The sequence below is a fragment of the Nitrosomonas sp. sh817 genome (assembly GCF_030908545.1).
In the GTDB taxonomy this organism is placed as follows: Bacteria; Pseudomonadota; Gammaproteobacteria; order Burkholderiales; family Nitrosomonadaceae; genus Nitrosomonas.
Window position 1 is genome coordinate 1,052,273 of the sequence record NZ_CP133083.1, and the last position, 19,606, is coordinate 1,071,878.

The window sequence follows — 19,606 nt, forward strand, 5'->3', positions numbered from 1 at the left end:
ATGAATCATTGCGCCGTGTCATTATTATTCAGGTCCGACATTTCAGCAAACATCGCCAATGTGCGCTGTGCTTCAATCGGGTCAAGCTTCTGCAACGCAAATCCGGCATGCACAACGACATAATCACCCGGGGCGGCATTATCGACCAGCTCCAGCGAAATTTCCTTGCGAATACCACTCATATTGACAATCGCGCAATTTTCGCCGGTTAATTGTTCGATATAGGCTGGAATAGCAAGGCACATAAGCGTTTTATGAAAGTTTCCGGATGGGGAAATTATGACATAATTAGCTATCCTAATTCTCGGTAGTCAATAAAGTGGAAAAGCAAAATTATCTTATTCATTTTCTGATGGTCTTTTTGATTGGGTTGATGGCATTCAGTCAGTTTGCTCAAGCAGATAATGGTATATGGATTGATGTGGATACCGCGGAACATACTTTGTCGGTGATGCAAGGGAATACCGTTCAAGCAGTCTTCGAGAATGTGGCGATCGGGCGATACGGTACCACCCGGTCAAAGATGACGCTGGATGATAAAACCCCGTTGGGTCAATTTAAGGTTGGCTGGGTGAATGAGAAAAGCCGTTATTACCGTTTTTATGGCTTGAACTATCCGAATCTTGAGACTGCGAAGCGCGCTTTTGATGAGAACAGGATTGATGAAGATACCTGGTTATCAATCTGGCGCGCAAAAATCAAAGGTAAAACGCCGCCGCAAAATACGCCACTGGGCGGTTATATCGGTATTCATGGAATCGGGCGAGGTGATCGGGAAGTGCATCATCAATACAACTGGACCAATGGTTGCATAGCGCTGACAAACGAGCAGATTGATCAACTCGGGAAATGGATCAAGCCAGGCATTATGGTGAATATTCGTTAATCATTATCTTGCTGGCAAATCTTATCGGTTAGATTAGTTCGCTTAATAATTTAGTTTGTTGTTAATTGCTTGAATCTTAAAATGTATATAAATTATTCATATTTATTAGATACTTGTTCTTTGTTGTGTTGTGTTTATGCCGAAGCAATTGGTAAATTTGTCACAGAATCCATTTATTTTGCGGAAGAAATCAGATAAGATTCCACTGCGTTGCCGGTTAATGATAGATAGTGGTGGCAACAAAGTTGTGAATGTTTGTCCGTATTGAATAAAATAAACAACTGAGGAGATCGGAATGAAAGGAAAAATCCAGCATCCAGTTCGTAAGCTAACGCTGGCAGTCGTTGCGGGAGCTTTTATTGGGTTAACAGGGTGTGCAACTACAGCACAGCTTGAAGAGTTACAAAATAAGGTAAATGCTGATATCGCTGCAGTAAAAAGTGAAGCATCAGCTGCAAGACAAGCTGCAGATGCGGCGAATGCGAGAGCAAACGAAGCAGTTCGCATTGCGGAAGATGCTAACAGACGTTCAATGGACACAGCTGAAAAAATTGATCGTATGTTCAAGAAAGCAATGCATAAATAAGCTTTCCATCTAGCAGATAAAGCAGATAAAAAAACCCCTCAGTAGAGGGGTTTTTTTATGGGGGTAAAAGCAAATTAGAACAAATTAGAAATTAAAATTTATCGTTTTGCGTATGTAATTGATTTTGTAAACGAGAACGGGAAATTAGAACGGGCATTCCGCTCTTTTCTAAAATCGCTTGCGTTAGAGCTTCTTGATTAATTTCAAAATCTCCGGGAATATTTCTTCTGCTGCTATTTTGCGCTAGAAAATCATTGATGGCGGCAGCTACGATACTGTGATAATTCGAATATTTCTCCTCATCTTCTTCCAAAGGCGGGTGCAGCTCAATGAAAAGTGAGTCGAGCTGCCATCCGAGCTTTATTGGTTGATTGACAATTTGTACTTGCGTGCCGATAGGGACCTTGTCGAAGAGTGCTTCAATATCTTCGGGGTACATCCGCACACACCCTGCTGAAACCCGCATGCCTACACCGAATGGTTTGATAGTGCCATGAATAAGGTAGCTGCCGCTACCGATGCTTAAGCGCATCGCATGACGGCCGAGCGGGTTGGTCGGTCCAGGTGGAACGATGCTGGGATACGGCGTTTCGCCATTCGCAATTCTATCCATCTGCAGAGATTTTGGTGGTATCCAGGTCGGATCTTTCTTTTTTTCGACTATTTTTGAAATACCGAGTGGTGTTACCCAATCCATTCTGCCAATTCCAACAGGGTGAGTAATAATTAAAGGTTTTTCTCCTTTTTTAGGTTCGGGGAAGTAATAAATCCGCATTTCCGGTAAGTTAAGCAGCAATCCTTTGCGCTGACCCTGGGGGATGATGTAGCGGCTCGGCAAAATCACCGTCGAACCGTCTTCCGGCAGCCATCGATCGACATTCGGGTTGGCTAGCAAAATTTCGATCTGGCCAATGTCATATTGGCGCGCAATATCGAGCAATGTTTCAGATCGGCTTGCTTGGGTGGTTCTGACTTGACCGAAAATATCGATGTCCGGGGGCGGGAGTGTCCATGTTGCAGCGCCAGCAGATTGAATGAAGAGCGGACTAATCAGGAGTGAAACAATAAGAAAAATTTTAAACATAATCAAACCTTGCGATCAGAATTGATGCGGATAAGCGATAAGAATAAAATAATAACCCAATCTTGTTTCTAAAAAATGATAAATAACATGATTATTGGGCATGAGTTTTGAGTTTCAATGAGAATTAGAATAATTTGAAATTGGTGTCATGGTCAGAAAAACAACAGATCTGTTGCATGTCTGCAACATCGCTGTTGCGAATTTCACAAAAAATTCTTATTTTTCTTGCAGTACGTTTCTGTGTTGTGCACAATCAAGCCAAACCTTTCCGAGACGGAAGGTCCGAACAAGCGGGGTGCATTCCAGCGGAGTGTGGTGAATGAAAAATAGGACGGCCCCAGTCGTTTTAAACATTAAAGGAGAACTTCAGTATGAAGAAGAAACTAATTTCGTTGGCAGTAGCTGGTGCACTTGCAGTTCCAATGGCAGCATCGGCACAAGGTACTCATGTAACCCTTTTCGGTAGTGTTCAAGCGGAATACGCCACTGTTAACCGTGAAAACCAAAGCAGCCAGGCTCTGATAGGTGACGATACAGGTCGCTCAAGAATGGGTATGCATGTAACTGAAAGCTTGGGTGGTGGTTTTAAAGCAAAAGCACATGTTGAGTATGGTTTTAATACAGGCGCCGGTGCGTTAGGTGTTGCACGTGAACGCTGGGTTGCTTTGGCGAATGATAATTGGGGTGAAGTGAAATTTGGACGTGTTCAATCCCCATTTAAAGATTTTGCAGGCGGTATGACGATTGATCCGTTTGCTTACACGACTCTGCAAGCGGGCGGTAGCGGCGGCACCATGATGTCATCGGCTAATGGTTACGGTTCCGGTGCGCAAGGTTTTGTCAATAGCGCAGTCCGTTATGACTCACCTAGAGTTGAAGGTTTTAGCTTTTCTGGCTTGTTGATGCCGGGTGATTCCAACAGACTTGACCCTGCAAACTTTATTGCACCAACCGATACTTTCCAAGGAAGTCAATCGAATGCAGGCGGTGAAGACGGTGAATGGGACTTCCAACTCGCAGGTAAATATGACGCGCAATGGCAAGGTCACAATTTTGCGGTATTCGGTGGTTATTCGCGCGATAACGTCAGTACCCGCCAAAAAACGGCACAAGATCTGTTGAATAACGAGCACGTATGGCGTGGCGGTGGTTCATGGAATTTCCAGCAATTTACGTTAAGCGGCCAATACGAGCATATCAACAATGCAGTCGGTGCGGCAACCTGTACCAATGCAGCTCAGCTAGGTAATCCAGCAACGGGACTGCCTGATACACGCGGCCAATGTAATTCCGCTATGAACGCGGGTGGTGACGGTAATATCTGGTTTGCCAGCGGTAAGTATGATTGGGGTAATACCAGCTTTGTTGCTCAAGGTGGTATGACCAACGCTAACGGCGTGGTCGGTCTTGCTCAAAGCCGTGAAGTAAGCAGTTTCACAGTAGGCGCAATTCATAACCTGAGCAAACGTTCCAGCCTGTTTGGCGGTTACCAACGGGCAATGGTTGACGATAAGAATGCGGTATTCCAAGACAGCAATACCTATTCTTTAGGTATGCGTCACAACTTCTAATAGTAACTTTCGTTAGTAAAAAAGGCACCGTAAGGTGCCTTTTTTATTTTAAAAAGAAACTATAATGAGCGCTTGTGCACTTCTACGGAATTCAAATTTAAAATTAATTGCGCACCGGCGTGTTTATGAGAGGGGTATCGTTATGAGTATGAAGGATTGGACAGATGAGGAGCTGATCTCCACGCGAGATCGTCTTGAATCTCTGGGAGAAGTTAGTAAAAAATCGGGATCTGGCACGAAAATGTGGTTGTTTACCGGACTACTGGGAGCTTTTGCTATTTCAACCGGCGTTACATTCATGATTCTGGATGGCATTGATGTGATGAGTATCATTTTAATCATCATGGGGACCATCACATGTATTTCTTGGTATAAAAGCGATAAGCAACGTAAAGACAATCTCGCTTTTCTTGAAGAAATCAATCATGAAGTCAAATCGCGCAAGTTAAAAGTGAAGAACACTTCCAAAACGAAAGATAAAGTGACAGAACAAGCGGAAGGATCTGAACAGACGAGTGAGATTGAAGGTCAGAACGATCAAACGGCCGTTGCATCTGAATCAGCAAACGATTCAAAGAAATCAGAAGAAAAATCCGACAAATAACCGGAAAATGAAAATCCGCAGTTTATTGCCGGCGATCAAACGGTTGTTTCAACCGGTGAATTTGCAGACAGAGGATAAAACGCTTGATCAATCCAGCCAAGTAGAATTTTTAGCTTTGGAAGACCGGCGTGCATTCGAAGCGTTGTGTCAATTTCTCTGGGTGCAGGGAGAACCTTTGCCACTGGTGTTTGACCTGAGTCACTCGATTTATACCAATCAAGGAATCACTGCGGCATCATTGCAAAGATTGGCGGATGCCGGATTAATCCGTTTTGAAAAAGCAGGGTTCGTTAAGAAAGGATTCGGCAAGCATACGCGCCTGTTTTATTGCGGCAGACCCACCAAAATCGGTTTTCAGGCCGACGAAAATAATTACCTGGATTTGGGGCATGTGTTGCTCACCGAACGCGGCAAGCAATTAGCCTCGTCCATTCCAGTGAAGAAAAATCAGCAGTTCTACGAATATGTAATAAGCCGGTGGTTTGAACAAGGCTTGTTACTGTCATCGATACAAATCGATCGGAGCTGGGAAACTCCGTTTGTTCGCGGCCAGGAATCCGCATGTCCGGTCAGAGAATGAGGATAGCCCGGTAATCGTTAACATTGGTGCGCGTCGGGCCGGTCATGACTAAATCGTTTAAGCGTTGAAAGAAAAGATACGAGTCATTATTCGATAGAAATGCGGCCGGATTTAGTCCCAGTTGTTTCGCGCGAGTGAAAGAATCCGGTGAGAAGATGGCACCGGCATTATTTTCCGTACCGTCTAATCCATCGGTATCGCATGCCAAGGCATAAACCTTCTCCATTCCGGCTAGTTCAACGAACAGCGAGAGCAAGAATTCAGCGTTACGGCCGCCGCGGCCATTACCCCGGATAGTAACCGTCGTCTCTCCGCCCGAAAGCAAAGCGGCGGGTGTTTTAAGTGAGCGCGGATAGGTGTGAATTTCCCGCGCCAATGCGGCATAACTTTTCGCAATTTCACGGGCCTCTCCAGTGACCGTATCGCCGAGTATCAGCGTATTGAACCTCAAAGCCTGAAAATAATTTTCCGCTGCGGCCAAAGATTGATGCCCATTTGCGATGATGATATTTTCGGTGCGCGAAAAGAAGTGAGATCCGGGTTTGGGAGTGTCCGCAATGGTACCCGCTTGGCCGGCGCGCAATAGCCTGGTGACCGCAAGCGGCGCATCCAGGTGGTAGCGTTCCAGTACTGCGAGAGCGTCGGAAAAGGTCGAAGGATCGGCAGCACATGGGCCGGAAGCGATATGAATCGCATCGTCGCCGGTGACATCGGAAATAATCAATGAAAGAACCGGAGCCTGACAAGCGGTTGCAAGCTTGCCGCCCTGGATTGCGGACAAATGCTTGCGGACAATATTGATTTCCTGGATTGTCGCGCCGCATTGCAATAACAGCTTTGTCATGGTTTGCAGATCTTGCAATGATATACCGTCGACTGGAAGCGGCAGTAAACTGGAGCCGCCGCCGCTGAACAGGCAAAGCAGCAAATCCTCGGAAGTTAATGTTTTCACCGCAGCAAGAATTTTTCGTGCAGCTTGTTCGCCGTTTTCGTCAGGAATGGGATGCCCGGCCTCAACGATTCGAACAGTACGGGCAGGTAATGCATGCCCATAGCGCGTCACCACGATGCCATCCAGCGGCGCTGCGTCAGGCCATGCATCTTCAACCGCCGCCGCCATTGCCGCGGATGCTTTTCCGGCGCCAACGACAAACGTACGTCCGCGAGGTGGTTGCGGCAGATATTGCGGCACGATATGAGCCGGATCAGCCGCTTTGACAGCGACCGAAAAGCTTTCCAGCAGATATCCGCGCGGATTCATTGGGATAGCATGGCGCGCAAGTAATGACCGGTAAAGCTGTTCGGATTCGTTGCGATGGACTCCGGGGTGCCTTCCGCCACTATGCAACCGCCGCCGTCGCCGCCTTCCGGTCCCAAATCGATAATCCAATCGGCGGTTTTGATGACATCCAGATTATGTTCGATCACGACCACGGTATTGCCGTGATCGCGCAACCGGTGTAACACTTTGAGCAACAGATCGATATCCTGAAAATGCAAACCGGTGGTTGGTTCATCGAGGATGTACAAGGTGCGTCCGGTATCGCGTTTTGACAGTTCCAGCGACAGCTTGACGCGTTGCGCTTCGCCTCCGGAAAGAGTGGTGGCGGACTGCCCCAAAGTGATATAGCCAAGACCCACATCCATCAATGTTTGCAGTTTGCGCGCCACCACCGGTACCGGTGTGAAAAATTCCAATGCGTTTTCTACCGTCATTTGTAAAATTTCGCTGATATTTTTTCCCTTATATTGAATTTCGAGCGTTTCACGGTTATAGCGGTGGCCGTGGCAGACATCGCAAGTGACATAGATATCCGGCAAGAAATGCATTTCAACTTTGATCACGCCATCTCCCTGGCAAGATTCGCAGCGTCCGCCTTTAACGTTGAAAGAAAACCGGCCGGGTGCATAACCGCGTTCACGAGCTTGCGGCACGCCGGAAAATAAGTCGCGGATCGGCGTAAACAAGCCGGTATACGTGGCCGGATTGGAGCGCGGCGTTCGTCCAATCGGGCTTTGATCCATATTGATGACTTTGTCGAAGAAAGCCAGTCCGTCAATTTGCTGATGCGGCGCGGGTTCATCATTGCTGCCGTAGAGATGGCGGGCAACCGCGCGATGCAGGGTTTCGTTGATGAGTGTCGATTTGCCGGATCCTGAAACACCGGTCACGCAAACAAACAATCCAACCGGCAAGTTAAGCGTAACATTTTTTAAATTATTCCCGGTGGCGCCGGTAATCTGCAAAATCCGCTCTGCGCCGGGCGGGTGCCGTTGTTGCGGTATATGGATCGCCAAGGCGCCGGAAAGATATTTTCCGGTTAACGAACTTTCATTCCGCTGGATTTCAAGCGGCGTGCCTTGCGCGATCACGAGACCGCCGTGTTCGCCGGCGCCGGGACCCATATCGACGACATAATCGGCAATTTGGATCGCGTCCTGGTCATGCTCGACCACGATGACGCTATTGCCCAGATCCCGCAGATTCTTAAGGGTATCGAGCAAGCGGCCATTGTCGCGCTGATGCAAACCGATGGAAGGTTCATCCAGCACGTACATGACGCCGGTCAAGCCGGAGCCGATTTGACTGGCCAAGCGGATACGCTGTGATTCGCCGCCCGATAGCGTATCGGCGGAACGATCCAGCGATAAATAATCCAGACCGACATTGTTGAGAAATTGCAGGCGGCTGGAAATTTCCTTGATGATGCGTTCCGCAATGGATTGCTTATGGCCGGATAATTCCAAATGGTCGAATAATTCCCTGGCTTTTCTTAGCGGCAGTGCGCTGATTTCGTAAATTGCCTTTCCGGCGACATGCACATGCCGCGCCGCGCGGCATAAGCGCGTACCCTGGCATTCCGGGCAAGTTTGGGCATTCAGGTATTTTGCCAGCTCCTCGCGCACGGTCTGCGATTCGGTTTCCTTGTAGCGCCGGGTCAGGTTGGGAATAATGCCTTCGAACGGATGAACGTCCTGCTGTTTTCGTCCGCTTTCCGTTAAATAGGAAAATTGTATTTTTTCTTTACCGGAGCCGTGCAAAATAATGTTGCGGATCGATTCATCGAGTTTCTCAAAAGGTGTTTCCAGATCGAACTGATAATGCGCGGCAAGGCTCGTCAGTAACTGAAAATAGAATTGATTGCGCCGGTCCCAATTCCGTACCGCACCAGCAGCCAGCGATAAATGCGGAAAAGCCACGACCCGCGCCGGATCGAAAAAAGTGATCTGTCCTAAACCATCGCATTTATTGCATGCACCCAGCGGATTGTTGAAAGAAAATAATCTGGGTTCCAATTCGGCTAATGAGTAGCTGCATACCGGGCAGCTGAATTTCGCCGAGAATAAATGCTCTTGGCCGCTGTCCATTTCCACCGCCAAAGCGCGTCCCTCCGAATGGCGCAGCGCCACCTCGAACGACTCGGCCAGCCGTTGTTTGGCATCGGCAGAGACTTTCAAGCGGTCCACCACAACTTCGACGGTGTGTTTCTGGTTTTTTTGCAATTTCGGTAACGCATCGATTTCATACACTTCACCGTCGATGCGCAGCCGTACAAAGCCTTGCGCGCGCAACTCGTCAAACAGCTCGGTTTGTTCCCCTTTGCGTTCCACGATCAGCGGCGACAAAATCATCAAGCGGGTGTCCGCCGGTAGCTGCAAAACGTGATCGACCATTTGCGAAACGCTTTGCGCGGTCAACACGATGTTGTGATCGGGACAAAAAGGATCGCCGACGCGGGCGAACAGCAAGCGCAAATAGTCATGAATTTCGGTGACGGTGCCGACTGTCGAACGCGGGTTATGCGACGTTGCCTTTTGTTCGATGGCAATGGCCGGAGACAATCCTTCGATCAGGTCGACATCCGGTTTTTCCATTAACTGCAGGAATTGCCGGGCATACGCCGACAGCGATTCAACGTACCGGCGTTGCCCTTCGGCGTAGAGCGTATCGAAAGCCAGTGAAGATTTGCCGGAGCCGGATAAACCGGTGATGACCACGAGCTTGTTGCGAGGCAGATCGAGGCTGATATTTTTCAGATTATGCGTGCGCGCACCGCGTATTTTTATGGATTCCATGAACTATCTATGTAAGAGTCAACCTGTTAATATACCCAACTTTTTAGCAATATCACAACCTGATTCATGTCTGCTTCATCATCTGAGAGAATGTCCCCCACGGAAATACGCGCGACGATCGGCTTGGCCGGTGTGTATGGATTGCGCATGCTGGGGTTGTTTATTATTTTACCGGTGTTTGCTTTTTACGCCGAAGACCTGCCCGGCGGGGATAACTATACGCTGGTCGGTATTGCGCTGGGCGCTTATGGTTTGACGCAAGCGATTTTGCAAATCCCGTTCGGTTGGCTGTCGGACCGGATCGGGCGCAAGCCGGTGATTTATCTGGGTCTGATTTTATTCATTATCGGCAGCTTTATCGCTGCGATGGCAACTGATATTTATTGGGTTATCATCGGGCGCGTCATTCAGGGAGCCGGGGCGATTTCGGCGGCGGTGATGGCGCTGGCCGCGGATCTTACCCGGGAAGAGCATCGCACCAAGGCGATGGCGACGATCGGCATGACTATTGGCGTGGTGTTTGCCATTTCACTCATCGCGGCGCCGGTGCTAAATCAATGGATCGGAGTACCGGGCATTTTTGCGATGACCGGGGTTTTGGCGCTATTGGCCATGGTTGTCGTCAAGAAAATCATTCCCGATCCGGTGAGCAGCCGGTTTCATTCCGATACTGAAGCATCGCCCGCGAATTTCCGCAGCGTCTTGCGCGATACGCAGCTGTTGCGGCTGAACTACGGCATTTTTGCATTGCATGCGGTACTGATGGCGCTCTGGCTGGTGGTGCCGCTGACACTGCGGCAAGCGGGCATGGCGGCGGACGATCATTGGCAGATTTATCTCCCGGTGTTGCTGCTGTCGATTGTTTTGATCGTTCCGGCGATTATTTATTCCGAGAAGAAAGCGAAATTAAAACAAGTCTTTGTCGCCGCAATCGCGATTTTGCTGCTGGGACAACTGCTACTCGCTATGAATAGTGAATCGATTTGGGGGACGGCGCTGGCGTTACTGGTTTTCTTTGCGGCTTTCAATTTATTGGAAGCCAGCTTACCGTCGCTGATTTCAAAAATAGCGCCGGTCGGCGCCAAGGGGACTGCGATCGGCATTTACAGCAGCACGCAATTCCTCGGCGCTTTTGCCGGTGCGGCAGCCGGCGGTCATTTATACGGCGAATACGGCAGCGGCGCTTTGTATGCATTTTGCGGGTTGTTACTGGTGGTGTGGCTGGCATTGGCGATGACCATGAAAGCGCCTGCTGCGGTGCGTTCCAGAATGTATCCGGTGCAGGAAATGGATTCCGATCGATCCAAAGAGTTATCGCGCCGCCTGGCAGCGATACCCGGAGTTTTTGAGGCATTGGTGCTGGTGAATGAGCGGGTGGCTTATTTGAAAGTGGATATGAAAGGCTTCGACGAAGAAAAAGTGATTCAATTGCTTGGGGAGGAAACATAAATGGCTTCTGTCAATAAAGTGATACTCATCGGTAACTTGGGCAAAGACCCGGAAACCCGCTATATGTCGAACGGTGACGCGGTTACCAATATTACATTGGCGACGACCGATACCTGGAAAGACAAAAACGGCGAGAAACAGGAAAAAACCGAATGGCACCGCGTGACTTTTTATCGCAAGCTGGCCGAGATTGCCGGGGAATATTTAAAAAAAGGGCGTTCGGTTTATGTCGAAGGCCGGCTGGAAACCCGGAAATGGACGGATAAGAATGGGGTGGAGCGTTATACCACGGATATCATTGCGACGGATATGAAGATGCTGGGTAACCGGCCCGGCAGCGGTAGCTTTGAATCCGCGCCGGATCATGAAGAAGACAACGCCGTGCCTAGCCGGCCATCTTCGGCGAAAGGCCCCGGCGGATTTGAAGATATGGAAGACGATATTCCATTCTGATTGCGTGGCATCCGGGGGCGCTGGCGGTCATTAGTGTTTGTCGGGCAAGCGCAAAACGCCGTTGCGGTATTCGTTATTCGCAAAGCTTGCTTGATTGCGGGAAGGTAATGAAAATTCGATGCTTTCAATCGCACCGCCGATTTCTTTGGCCATGTTGCGGAACTCGAGTGCCAGCATACCTTTGGGAACAATAAATATTTGCTTGAATCCAGACTTGAAGTGAACAAGAATTTTCATAACGTTTTCCAGTGAGTTTTAATTTTTTAAGCGCTTGATCGCTACGGTGACATCGCTGCTGCTGTTCTTACGACTCAAACCGGTCAAACTTTAATGGGCCGTACTCCAGAAGGTTTCCAAATGTACCGGACTCGGAAACCGTCACCGCTATCAACATCGGATTAAGGAAACAATCGAAGAAATAGCTGCTAATCCTTGCTTTTATCCGGAAATGACTCTTGCCAATTCTGGCATAAGCTTTACTCCATCAAAAATTGGCCAGATGCTGGCGGTGATGAGGAAAGGAAAGTTTGCATGGAAAAAAGCGCAATATTAAGTGCGTTGGCAACGGAAGTGGAGCAAGGACGCTTGATTTTCCCGACCTCGACCCATGCCGCGATCAAAATCAAGGAAAAACTGGAAGATCCTGATTGCAGTCTCGATACCGTGATCCGGCTGATACAGGCTGAACCGCTGCTGTCGACCAAGGTGGTGGCGATTGCCAATTCCGCAGTATTTAACCGCTCAGGGAAAAAAGTCACCGATGTGCGTTCGGCCGTCACATTGATCGGCATGCGCACGGTGCGCAACTTGGCCACGGTCATAGCCGTGCAGCAATTGACCGGACCGCAGGGAAGAAGCGAACAAGCCGAGCAACTATGGCGGCATTCCGCGTATGTCGCCGCGTTGGCGCAAGTCATCGCCCGCCGCGTCACCCGCAAGGACCCCGAAACCGCGCTGTTTGCCGGCATGATTCACGAGATTAGCTGGTTTTATTTACTGGCGCGTGAAAAATATTTCCCTGGATTAATCGACGACAGCATGGCGAGTTCGTGGACTGCCGACGAAGACCTGGAAGACGAAAGCGAACTCGATTGCGAAATCACCATCGGCACCGCGATTCTCAAAGCATTGTCGGTGCCGCAACCGGTGATCGACGACATCGTTTACCTATGGCGCGGTTATTTATCATTCCCGCCGGACACACTGGGCGACACGCTGCTGATCGCCAATCAACTCGCGCCCGTCAAGTCGCCCTTTGTACTGCCTTCCAACTTATCGGGAACGAATGCAATCGCAGACCTCGATGTATTAACCGACGAAGACACACTCAGCGAGATCCTGAAAGACTCAGCCGCTGAAGTAAAGTCGTTGACGGAAGCGTTGTGCGTGTAGTTTCCGCGATTTAAAACCCTAGCAGGCCGTTGAAAAACTATCTGCGTTGCCGCTACGGTGTTAAAAACAAGCTCAAAATGCTCATTTATTCCGCATAAACTGCGCTTTTTCGCTTGTTTTTGCCTTGTATCGGCTGCCTCGAAAACGTTTTTCAACGACCTGCTAAAGCATCGCAAGCGGCAACGCCGCCGCCATTGCGCAGCAAAATCAAACCATTATCCCCGGCATGATTCAGTGCCGGTTCATTGTGCCTGCAATATCATGGCTCATCCGCATCGACTTGAACAATCAACCACAAGGAGAAGCAAAATGAGCACCATCGCAATGAGATCATTTCCCGGCAAACAAAGCAATGTCGAATTCAATCTCGATCAAGTATTAAAACCTTCTGCGCTGAAATTACCGGACTGCGGAATATTGTTGATACTGCTGTTAACCGTGCTATTGCTTGGCGCTTGTAAAACCGTACCCATCGATGATCGGAATGCAACGGGAAACGGTGGATTCTGGGAACAGGATGAAAATACCGGCGCGCGTTTTCACAACCCCAATCAGGTAGACAAAGCCACGATCGGTTTGGTATTTGCAGCGGGGGAAAGCGCTTTACGTGACGGTACGCCGGTTGATGTTTCCGCGAAGCTGGCGAATCATTCCCGGATAAACACCGGGCCGCAAAGCAGTGCGCGCGTCGAGTTCGAAGCGGCTGGCCCGGTCTGTGCCATCGAAATAAACGAATTCAATGCCGGCAATGCCTACGCGGATACAGCCGAATGCCGGCAACAGATAGAAACGCCGCATGCCCGCATAGATGCCAGCAACGCCATCCTGCATCTGCAAGTCACGCAGCATCAAACAAAAGTCACAGTGATCGGCGGCACCGTTGGCGTGACGCCGCTTGGAAACACCGCGCAACCCATCGATATCCGCGAAGACCGCGAAGTCGTGGTCACGCGGGATACACTCGGCCGGCCCTATTTGCTCACACCGGAAGAAATCTGGCAACGCATCCGCTGGCGGGACGACTATCCGCTCTACAAAAAAGTCATCGACTGGGGAACCATCGCAGCCACAGCGGCAGTCGTCATTGTGACCACTGGAATCATCGCGGCGGTGGTCATACTCAGTAAAGATCATGGTCATGGAGGCCGCCGCGGTCTGCCCGGGCATCGTTAGAGCTTATCCGTCAGTTTTTAGGGTGAAATGGGTTTTAAGCTGCAATGTGGTGTTTCGAAATGCAGTATCGAATCATTTACTTCATCGCCCCTGCAAAACGCTGAGAACCCGCATGCAGTGAAAGGATCAGGGAAATTTATGAGCGCTATAATCCCTGAGAATTTATAATATAGCCCTCAAAACTTGAGGGAATGAAGGGAAATTGGAATGCCGGCTGATGATTTTTTCCGTGCACGTTTGGATCAACAGATTGACCTGCGTCATCCCTTGGCAGTGCTGGCGAACCGGCTGCCGTGGCGTGATGTTGGCGATTTCCGGCGGGAGCGTGAGTGCTGCCGGGCGGCCTCGCTTACCGATCCGGTTGATGGCGTCATTGCTGTATCTGAAGCATGCATTCAATCTCAGTGACGAAGAACTGGTGACTCGCTGGTCGGAGAATGTGGTGTGACAGTATTTCAGCGGTCTTGAATACTACACGCCGGAGCTGCCGTGCGATGCCAGCCAGATCGGTCGTTTCCGCGCCGCCATTGGGGAAGCTGGTGTTGAAGCGCTGCTGAAGACAACGATTGAGACTGCGGTGCAGACGAAGGCGATCAAGCCAACTGAATTCAAACGCGTCATTGTTGACACGACCGTTCAGGAAAAGGCGATCGCGCATCCGGTGGATAGCCGGTTACTGGAAATTGCACGCGGCAAGCTCGTGCAAGCGGCCAGACGAAGCGGCGTCACTCTGAAACAAACCTATGCCAAAGAAGGCAAGGCGCTGCGCCGCAAGGCCGGTGGTTATGCCCATGCCAGGCAATTCCGGCGCTTGCACAAAACCGTCAAACGCCAGCGTACGATCCTTGGCATTGTGCTGCGGGAGATTCAGCGCAAACTGGCAACCGCAACGATGACCTGTACCGCATCGCTACAGCAATTGACCACGCTATTGGAACGAGCAAAACGAATTCATAAGCAACAGCCGAAGGACAGCAACAAGCTCTATGCATTGCACGCCCCGGAAGCCGAATGCATCGGCAAGGGCAAAGCCCGCAAACCTTACGAGTCCGGTGTCAAAGCCAGCATTGTCGTTACGCACAAACGCGGCTTGATAGTCGGCGCCAGAAATCATCCATCGCGGCAAGTACCAGTCGCTGACGAAACCGCAGCGCCGCTGGCTCAAGCGCCGGCAAGCCGTGGAGCCTGCCATCCGGCATTTGAAATCGGATCATCGCATGGATCGTTGTTGCTGGCTACCGGGTCAACTGGGCGATGCGCTGCACGCTGTGCTATGTGCAACAGGCTACAACCTGCGTTGGCTGATGCGAGCGATGATTCGCTTAGGACTGAAGGCAGTTCTTTTGCACATTTTACTACTTCAATTGGTCAGTTCTATAAAAAGCAAGCAACCAACTGCTGCCGTGAATGCCATTCATGTCAGAACAATATTAACAACTGACTGAATTTTGCAGGGCCGACTACTTCGATTGGGATCGAGCCAAACGTTGTCAGCTCCAATTGCTCGAAAAGATATGATGAGAAAAAGCATGCTCTTATTGGGTAGGTGGCTAACTTTTAAATTGAGCGGGCGCGCCGCTTTTGTGCGATCCGCTCGAATGATAAGTTAGCTATTCATATTCGTATCCTAAATCTGAAATGGACAGAACTTGCCGCGTAGTTCTGGTAAAGGAATTTGTTGGCAAGAAGCGTGCGGTAACTCTATTGTGTGGTAGTGGACCATCTACTGGAATTTCATTTGGATTCGCTTCGCCCCAATCGTGCCACAATTTGTCTAAGTAGGCATGATGAAGCCAAAACAGAATATCTCTTGGTGATTTTTCAATATCTGCCATTTCACCAATAGGACGCCGAGCTATTCGATCATAACCTCCTATTTGTACATGAACTGCCCCATGAGGCCCATCAATTCGGTCGTGAAATGCTGCGTAAGTGGTTTTTTTCATCGCAAGTTCAACGTCGTCTTTTCTTTTTGGTGATATTCTGTCACCTGCGTTCATATCTCTGATCACGCCCCACTCTGCGGCATCAGCTAGCCTAGAAGGTATTTCCGGGTTTGTTACCCAATTCCAATAGGGCAACGTTACATTAGGATCAATTAAGACAAGAGCATCTTCAAACATGAGTAAATACTCTCGGTGCCAAGGCAAGAACGTATATTTCTCATGGGCTTGTCCTCTGTGCTTGTGATGAGTGTGAATTTCAGTAAAATAATCGTAGTTCCTCGTAGAAGTACTGTTTCGCAATTGCTTAAGTGCAGCAATAAATGCGTCCCATTCATTGGGAAAAAGTGAATTCTGTTCTTTTCTTTTTCTCATGCTACTTTCCTGTGTGGTTTATCTAGGGAAACGCTGATTAATTCGCCACACCCCAAGGGCAAAGCGAGCAGTTCTGGGATATTGGGTTAAAATTTGCCATATTCTGGGTTGAATTGCGTTATTTCTTGCCTTATTCCGCTCATTTCTTGTCTTTAAGACGCAATCTGGCTGTCAGAGCTACATAACCACCGGCGAGCCAGCAGCAAGTTGGCAAGCCCAAACAGTGAAAACATCTGAGCATTATTTTTGGCCATTCCTTTGTAGCGAGTTTTGCGATGCATGAACAGATTCTTTACGACATGAAAGGGATGCTCAACTTTGGCACGAATGCTGGCTTTTGCATGTTCAAGCTTCTCCATCAGTTCGCCTGCTGTTGTTTTGGGCAATGCCTTGCGCTTGGAAGGGCGCATCGCGATATGCCAGGTTACGGGCAATTCAAGATTCTCTTCTCGTTTCTCAACGCCCAGATAGCCCGCATCACCAAATACATCGGTTTCATCACCATGCAGCAGCGCCTGTGCCTGAGTAACATCGTGGACATTGGCTGCCGTTCCGATCAGGGTATGAACAAGCCCTGATTGCGCATCGACACCGATGTGTACCTTCATGCCGAAGTGCCACTGCTTGCCTTTCCTGGTTTGATGCATTTCGCTATCGCGTTTTCCTTCTCTATTCTTGGTCGAAGGAGGCGCTGAGATCAGCGTAGCATCAACAATCGTACCTTCGCGAAGAAATAGTCCGCGTTCAGCCAAATGTGCATTGATTGCATCAAAAATGGATTCCGTCAGATGATGCGCTTCCAGCAAATGGCGAAATCTCAGCAGAGTCGTCGCATCCGGTACTGCTTCCCGATTCAGATCAATACCAACAAAGCAGCGGATTGCTTGACTGTCGTATACAGCATCTTCCGCGCCTTCATCCGAAAAACCAAAGCACTGTTGCACAATATACATCCTCAGCATCCGTTCCAAACCAATCGGTGGATGACCTCGCCTACCGCTAACCGGATAATACGGAGCTATAACATTCAGCAGGGATGTCCACGGTGTTGCAGCTTCAATCTCAACCAGAAAACGATCACGCCGGGTTTGTTTCTTCTTTGCCGCATATTCCAGCTCAGAAAAGCTTGATTGCATCGCTCTATTCCATGTTTATCAATAGCAAGGTATTTTATCTAACCTTTGCAGGTCTATCTATTTGATCGAATAGATCAGTGTTTCCCTAGCTAACTACAATTAGACATCCGAAATGACGCAATCCATTACGTCAAAAATGAGATCGATTACTATACGCATCATAGGATGTCTTTTTGTTTCATAGGGATCGTTCAATTTAGCTTTCATCATAACAAACTTTATTAAATTTCTATTGTGTGATTTCTCACATTTCGACTTCAAATAGATATCAAAACACCATCACATGATCCACCCAATACCGGCCATCCCGGTGCACCAGCACCATTTCCGCGACGAATTCGCCGGGTGCTTTCGTGAACGATTGTTTCCAGATGATCGCTGCCGAATCCGGGCGGCGGAAGACGGCGACGGGGGTGCGGGTGGCGAAAAAGCCTTTTTCCGTTTGGTATTGCCGGCAGACGCATTCAAAATAATCCGGCGTGACGATGGCTTTCAACCGTCCGGTGAAATCGCGGACATGCCGGGCGTAGTCGCGCTGGGTGGAGGCGTCCATCAGATTGCTCATGATCGGCTCGGCAATCGCCAGGATTTGTTGTTCGCTTAATTGTTCGAAGTTCACGGCGCGCGAGTTGGTTGAGTCAATAGTCTGTCACTGCACCACCGCGCTGGCGATGCCGAAATAAATCAGGATCGATAACAGGTCTTGTATCACCGTGGCGAGCGGGCCGCTGCCGAAGGCGGGGTCGAGTCCGAATCGGTCGAGCAAGGAGGGCAGCGTCATCGCCGCGACGGTGGCGGTGGAACATGCGGCGAATACCGATAATCCGACGCACAGCGCCACATCCGCTTGCTCCCAGCGCCACCATACCAACGGCCCGGCGACTACTGCGAGTGCAAAGCCGATGGCGAGGCCGGTCAATAATTCACGCTTGACCATCCGCTGCATGCCGACGCCGACCGACAGTCCACGCACGACGACGGTTTCGGTTTGCGTGCCGACCGCATCCGCCAGGTAGACGATACCCGGGATGAAGAACGCCAGCATCACCGTGTGTTCGAGCTGCGATTCGAACCAACCGACGAAATCCGCCGCGAGCAGGGCGCCGCCGAGTCCGACGATGAGCCAGGGAATACGATGACGGAATCGGCGTTCGACCGGTTCCTCGCTGGTGGCGCGGGCGACATGCGTGCTTTTGGTAAAACCTCCCAGGCGCGACAAGTCTTCCTCGTGTTCTGACAGCAATACTGCGAGCAGCCGGTGCGGCGGAATCACACCGGCGAAATTGCCATCCCGGTCCACCACGGTTAAGGCGGATTCTTCGTGGCGCACGGCATGCCAGGCAGCGACTTCCTGATCGATTCCGGGCGCGACAACGGGTGCTTCGCGATCCATCAGATCGTTCAGCGTGACACCGGCTGGAGCGGCCAGCAAAGCTTCGATGCGCACCACGCCGAGAAATTTTCGCTGTTCGCAAACGATCACCAGGCTGGCGCTTTCGTATTGCTGCCCCGCCAGTTGTTGCCGCACTTCATCGGCGCGGCACGATGGCGGGAAAACTGGCACTTGCTGGCTGGCGTGCTGCGCGGTGGTTTCAAAGGTGAGTTTGTCGGGTAGTTCGGGGTTCATGAGCGGATCACTTCCGGGTATCGGCGGCACCGGATTGCTTTTTATACGCTTCATACGGCGTGTTGGCGTTCGACAGGCAGCGCTCGCGCTCCAGTTGATCCAGCATCCGGGTGCATTCGTTGCGTTGCCACGATTGGCCGGTGGAGTAGAGCTGCTGCGCGGTGCAGCCGCTAACCGTCAATCCTATCGCCGCAGCGATGCCGATGATCGGGATGCGGACTGTCATCCGTTGCATTCGGTAGTGACGACGTTGACCATCCAACTGATGCCGAAGCGGTCGGTCAGCATGCCGAACTTGGGCGACCAGAAGGTTTTCGCCAACGGCATTTGCACCTGACCGCCGTCGGACAGCGCGGCAAAGTAACGCTCGGCTTCCGCTTCGGTGGCGACCGAAATCGACAGTGAGAAACCTTTGAATTGCGAGCCGACTTCGCAACCGTCCGACGCCATCAGCACATTGCCGGCGATGCGGAAGCTGGCGTGCATGACCTTGTTTTCAAAACCGGGCGGCAGCATGCCGGGCGGCGGCGGATCGGGGCTTTCCTGGAAGCGCATCAGCATGTCGATCTGCGCGCCCAGTGCGGTGCGGTAGAATTCCAGCGCTTCCTCGCAGCGCCCGCCGAACATCAGATAAGGCTGAATCACGGGATGGGTCATGGTGGCTCCTTGG

The 19,606-nt window shown here is 50.2% G+C and carries 20 protein-coding genes and 1 pseudogene; 10 read left to right on the forward strand and 11 right to left on the reverse strand.

Going from position 1 to position 19,606, the window contains the following annotated elements; all coding sequences use genetic code 11:
* Positions 1-5: 5 nt before the first annotated feature.
* Entirely contained in the window at positions 6-245 is a 240-nt protein-coding gene (locus RBH92_RS04930; RefSeq protein ID WP_307933522.1) for a HypC/HybG/HupF family hydrogenase formation chaperone, read from the reverse strand.
* A 107-nt stretch (positions 246-352) separates the two neighbouring features.
* On the opposite strand from RBH92_RS04930, the gene RBH92_RS04935 reads away from it, so the two are divergent.
* On the forward strand, positions 353-886 hold the full coding sequence (locus RBH92_RS04935) for a L,D-transpeptidase (protein ID WP_307933523.1): 534 nt from the start codon (positions 353-355) through the stop codon (positions 884-886).
* 295 nt (positions 887-1,181) lie between these two features.
* Positions 1,182-1,472, forward strand: a complete 291-nt coding sequence (locus RBH92_RS04940) for an Lpp/OprI family alanine-zipper lipoprotein (RefSeq protein ID WP_292923481.1) — start codon at positions 1,182-1,184, stop codon at positions 1,470-1,472.
* 91 nt (positions 1,473-1,563) lie between these two features.
* Here the strand turns inward: RBH92_RS04940 and RBH92_RS04945 are convergent, their stop codons facing one another.
* Entirely contained in the window at positions 1,564-2,412 is an 849-nt protein-coding gene (locus RBH92_RS04945) for a L,D-transpeptidase family protein (RefSeq protein WP_307933524.1), read from the reverse strand.
* A 515-nt stretch (positions 2,413-2,927) separates the two neighbouring features.
* Between RBH92_RS04945 and RBH92_RS04950 the strand changes: the two genes are divergently transcribed.
* The 3 genes from RBH92_RS04950 to RBH92_RS04960 all read left to right on the forward strand — a co-directional run bounded on the left by RBH92_RS04950 (position 2,928) and on the right by RBH92_RS04960 (position 5,311).
* Positions 2,928-4,127: a porin gene (locus RBH92_RS04950; RefSeq protein WP_307933525.1), complete on the forward strand. Its 1,200-nt coding sequence runs from the start codon at positions 2,928-2,930 to the stop codon at positions 4,125-4,127.
* Between the two features lie 142 nt (positions 4,128-4,269).
* Positions 4,270-4,731 (forward strand): hypothetical protein, encoded by a 462-nt coding sequence (locus RBH92_RS04955; RefSeq protein WP_307933526.1) that lies wholly within the window; start codon positions 4,270-4,272, stop codon positions 4,729-4,731.
* A gap of 7 nt (positions 4,732-4,738) precedes the next feature.
* Positions 4,739-5,311, forward strand: coding sequence for a hypothetical protein (locus RBH92_RS04960; RefSeq protein ID WP_307933527.1), 573 nt, complete (start codon positions 4,739-4,741; stop codon positions 5,309-5,311).
* Here the strand turns inward: RBH92_RS04960 and RBH92_RS04965 are convergent.
* Positions 5,301-6,572, reverse strand: coding sequence for a glycerate kinase type-2 family protein (locus tag RBH92_RS04965; RefSeq protein ID WP_307933528.1), 1,272 nt, complete (start codon positions 6,570-6,572; stop codon positions 5,301-5,303). The genes RBH92_RS04960 and RBH92_RS04965 overlap by 11 nt on opposite strands.
* Complete coding sequence (gene uvrA, locus RBH92_RS04970) at positions 6,569-9,388, reverse strand: excinuclease ABC subunit UvrA (protein ID WP_307933529.1); 2,820 nt, start codon at positions 9,386-9,388, stop codon at positions 6,569-6,571. The genes RBH92_RS04965 and uvrA overlap by 4 nt, the downstream gene beginning before the upstream one ends.
* A gap of 90 nt (positions 9,389-9,478) precedes the next feature.
* Between uvrA and RBH92_RS04975 the strand changes: the two genes are divergently transcribed.
* Positions 9,479-10,837 (forward strand): MFS transporter, encoded by a 1,359-nt coding sequence (locus tag RBH92_RS04975; RefSeq protein WP_307933530.1) that lies wholly within the window; start codon positions 9,479-9,481, stop codon positions 10,835-10,837.
* Positions 10,838-11,290, forward strand: a complete 453-nt coding sequence (gene ssb / locus RBH92_RS04980) for a single-stranded DNA-binding protein (protein ID WP_307933531.1) — start codon at positions 10,838-10,840, stop codon at positions 11,288-11,290.
* 30 nt (positions 11,291-11,320) lie between these two features.
* Here ssb and RBH92_RS04985 read toward each other — a convergent pair whose 3' ends face one another.
* Positions 11,321-11,527, reverse strand: coding sequence for a hypothetical protein (locus RBH92_RS04985; RefSeq protein WP_307933532.1), 207 nt, complete (start codon positions 11,525-11,527; stop codon positions 11,321-11,323).
* Between the two features lie 294 nt (positions 11,528-11,821).
* Here RBH92_RS04985 and RBH92_RS04990 point away from each other — a divergent pair, with 294 nt between their 5' ends.
* From RBH92_RS04990 to RBH92_RS05000, 3 genes and pseudogenes are all read left to right on the forward strand, one after another.
* Positions 11,822-12,682 (forward strand): HDOD domain-containing protein, encoded by an 861-nt coding sequence (locus tag RBH92_RS04990; RefSeq protein ID WP_307933533.1) that lies wholly within the window; start codon positions 11,822-11,824, stop codon positions 12,680-12,682.
* 309 nt (positions 12,683-12,991) lie between these two features.
* A complete protein-coding gene (locus RBH92_RS04995; protein WP_307933534.1) occupies positions 12,992-13,855 on the forward strand; it encodes a hypothetical protein in 864 nt (287 codons plus the stop codon).
* A 207-nt stretch (positions 13,856-14,062) separates the two neighbouring features.
* Positions 14,063-15,300, forward strand: a pseudogene (locus RBH92_RS05000) (IS5 family transposase).
* A 165-nt stretch (positions 15,301-15,465) separates the two neighbouring features.
* Here RBH92_RS05000 and RBH92_RS05005 read toward each other — a convergent pair.
* The 6 genes from RBH92_RS05005 to RBH92_RS05030 form a co-directional block, all read right to left on the reverse strand.
* Positions 15,466-16,173, reverse strand: a complete 708-nt coding sequence (locus RBH92_RS05005) for a tyrosinase family protein (RefSeq protein WP_307933535.1) — start codon at positions 16,171-16,173, stop codon at positions 15,466-15,468.
* A gap of 152 nt (positions 16,174-16,325) precedes the next feature.
* On the reverse strand, positions 16,326-17,309 hold the full coding sequence (locus tag RBH92_RS05010) for an IS5 family transposase (RefSeq protein WP_307931813.1): 984 nt from the start codon (positions 17,307-17,309) through the stop codon (positions 16,326-16,328).
* Positions 17,310-17,577: 268 nt separating this feature from the next.
* Positions 17,578-17,928 carry a hypothetical protein gene (locus RBH92_RS05015; RefSeq protein ID WP_307933536.1) on the reverse strand — a complete coding sequence of 117 codons (351 nt, stop codon included), beginning with the start codon at positions 17,926-17,928 and terminating at the stop codon, positions 17,578-17,580.
* Positions 17,929-17,958: 30 nt separating this feature from the next.
* Positions 17,959-18,990: a magnesium transporter gene (locus tag RBH92_RS05020; RefSeq protein WP_307933537.1), complete on the reverse strand. Its 1,032-nt coding sequence runs from the start codon at positions 18,988-18,990 to the stop codon at positions 17,959-17,961.
* Positions 18,944-19,171: a hypothetical protein gene (locus tag RBH92_RS05025; protein WP_307933538.1), complete on the reverse strand. Its 228-nt coding sequence runs from the start codon at positions 19,169-19,171 to the stop codon at positions 18,944-18,946. The genes RBH92_RS05020 and RBH92_RS05025 overlap by 47 nt, the downstream gene beginning before the upstream one ends.
* Positions 19,159-19,593 carry a VOC family protein gene (locus RBH92_RS05030; protein ID WP_307933539.1) on the reverse strand — a complete coding sequence of 145 codons (435 nt, stop codon included), beginning with the start codon at positions 19,591-19,593 and terminating at the stop codon, positions 19,159-19,161. The genes RBH92_RS05025 and RBH92_RS05030 overlap by 13 nt, the downstream gene beginning before the upstream one ends.
* Between the last annotated feature and the right edge of the window lie 13 nt (positions 19,594-19,606).

Excerpts from the sequence above, each read along its gene's own strand:
- RBH92_RS04930 (WP_307933522.1), bottom strand. The coding sequence starts at position 245 with ATGTGCCTTGCTATTCCAGCCTATATCGAACAATTAACCGGCGAAAAT.
- RBH92_RS04935 (WP_307933523.1), top strand. The coding sequence starts at position 353 with ATGGTCTTTTTGATTGGGTTGATGGCATTCAGTCAGTTTGCTCAAGCA.
- RBH92_RS04940 (WP_292923481.1), top strand. The coding sequence starts at position 1,182 with ATGAAAGGAAAAATCCAGCATCCAGTTCGTAAGCTAACGCTGGCAGTC.
- RBH92_RS04950 (WP_307933525.1), top strand. The coding sequence starts at position 2,928 with ATGAAGAAGAAACTAATTTCGTTGGCAGTAGCTGGTGCACTTGCAGTT.
- RBH92_RS04955 (WP_307933526.1), top strand. The coding sequence starts at position 4,270 with ATGAGTATGAAGGATTGGACAGATGAGGAGCTGATCTCCACGCGAGAT.
- RBH92_RS04960 (WP_307933527.1), top strand. The coding sequence starts at position 4,739 with ATGAAAATCCGCAGTTTATTGCCGGCGATCAAACGGTTGTTTCAACCG.
- RBH92_RS04965 (WP_307933528.1), bottom strand. The coding sequence starts at position 6,572 with ATGAATCCGCGCGGATATCTGCTGGAAAGCTTTTCGGTCGCTGTCAAA.
- uvrA (WP_307933529.1), bottom strand. The coding sequence starts at position 9,388 with ATGGAATCCATAAAAATACGCGGTGCGCGCACGCATAATCTGAAAAAT.
- RBH92_RS04975 (WP_307933530.1), top strand. The coding sequence starts at position 9,479 with ATGTCCCCCACGGAAATACGCGCGACGATCGGCTTGGCCGGTGTGTAT.
- ssb (WP_307933531.1), top strand. The coding sequence starts at position 10,838 with ATGGCTTCTGTCAATAAAGTGATACTCATCGGTAACTTGGGCAAAGAC.
- RBH92_RS04985 (WP_307933532.1), bottom strand. The coding sequence starts at position 11,527 with ATGAAAATTCTTGTTCACTTCAAGTCTGGATTCAAGCAAATATTTATT.
- RBH92_RS04990 (WP_307933533.1), top strand. The coding sequence starts at position 11,822 with ATGGAAAAAAGCGCAATATTAAGTGCGTTGGCAACGGAAGTGGAGCAA.
- RBH92_RS04995 (WP_307933534.1), top strand. The coding sequence starts at position 12,992 with ATGAGCACCATCGCAATGAGATCATTTCCCGGCAAACAAAGCAATGTC.
- RBH92_RS05005 (WP_307933535.1), bottom strand. The coding sequence starts at position 16,173 with ATGAGAAAAAGAAAAGAACAGAATTCACTTTTTCCCAATGAATGGGAC.
- RBH92_RS05010 (WP_307931813.1), bottom strand. The coding sequence starts at position 17,309 with ATGCAATCAAGCTTTTCTGAGCTGGAATATGCGGCAAAGAAGAAACAA.
- RBH92_RS05020 (WP_307933537.1), bottom strand. The coding sequence starts at position 18,990 with ATGAAGCGTATAAAAAGCAATCCGGTGCCGCCGATACCCGGAAGTGAT.
- RBH92_RS05025 (WP_307933538.1), bottom strand. The coding sequence starts at position 19,171 with ATGCAACGGATGACAGTCCGCATCCCGATCATCGGCATCGCTGCGGCG.
- RBH92_RS05030 (WP_307933539.1), bottom strand. The coding sequence starts at position 19,593 with ATGACCCATCCCGTGATTCAGCCTTATCTGATGTTCGGCGGGCGCTGC.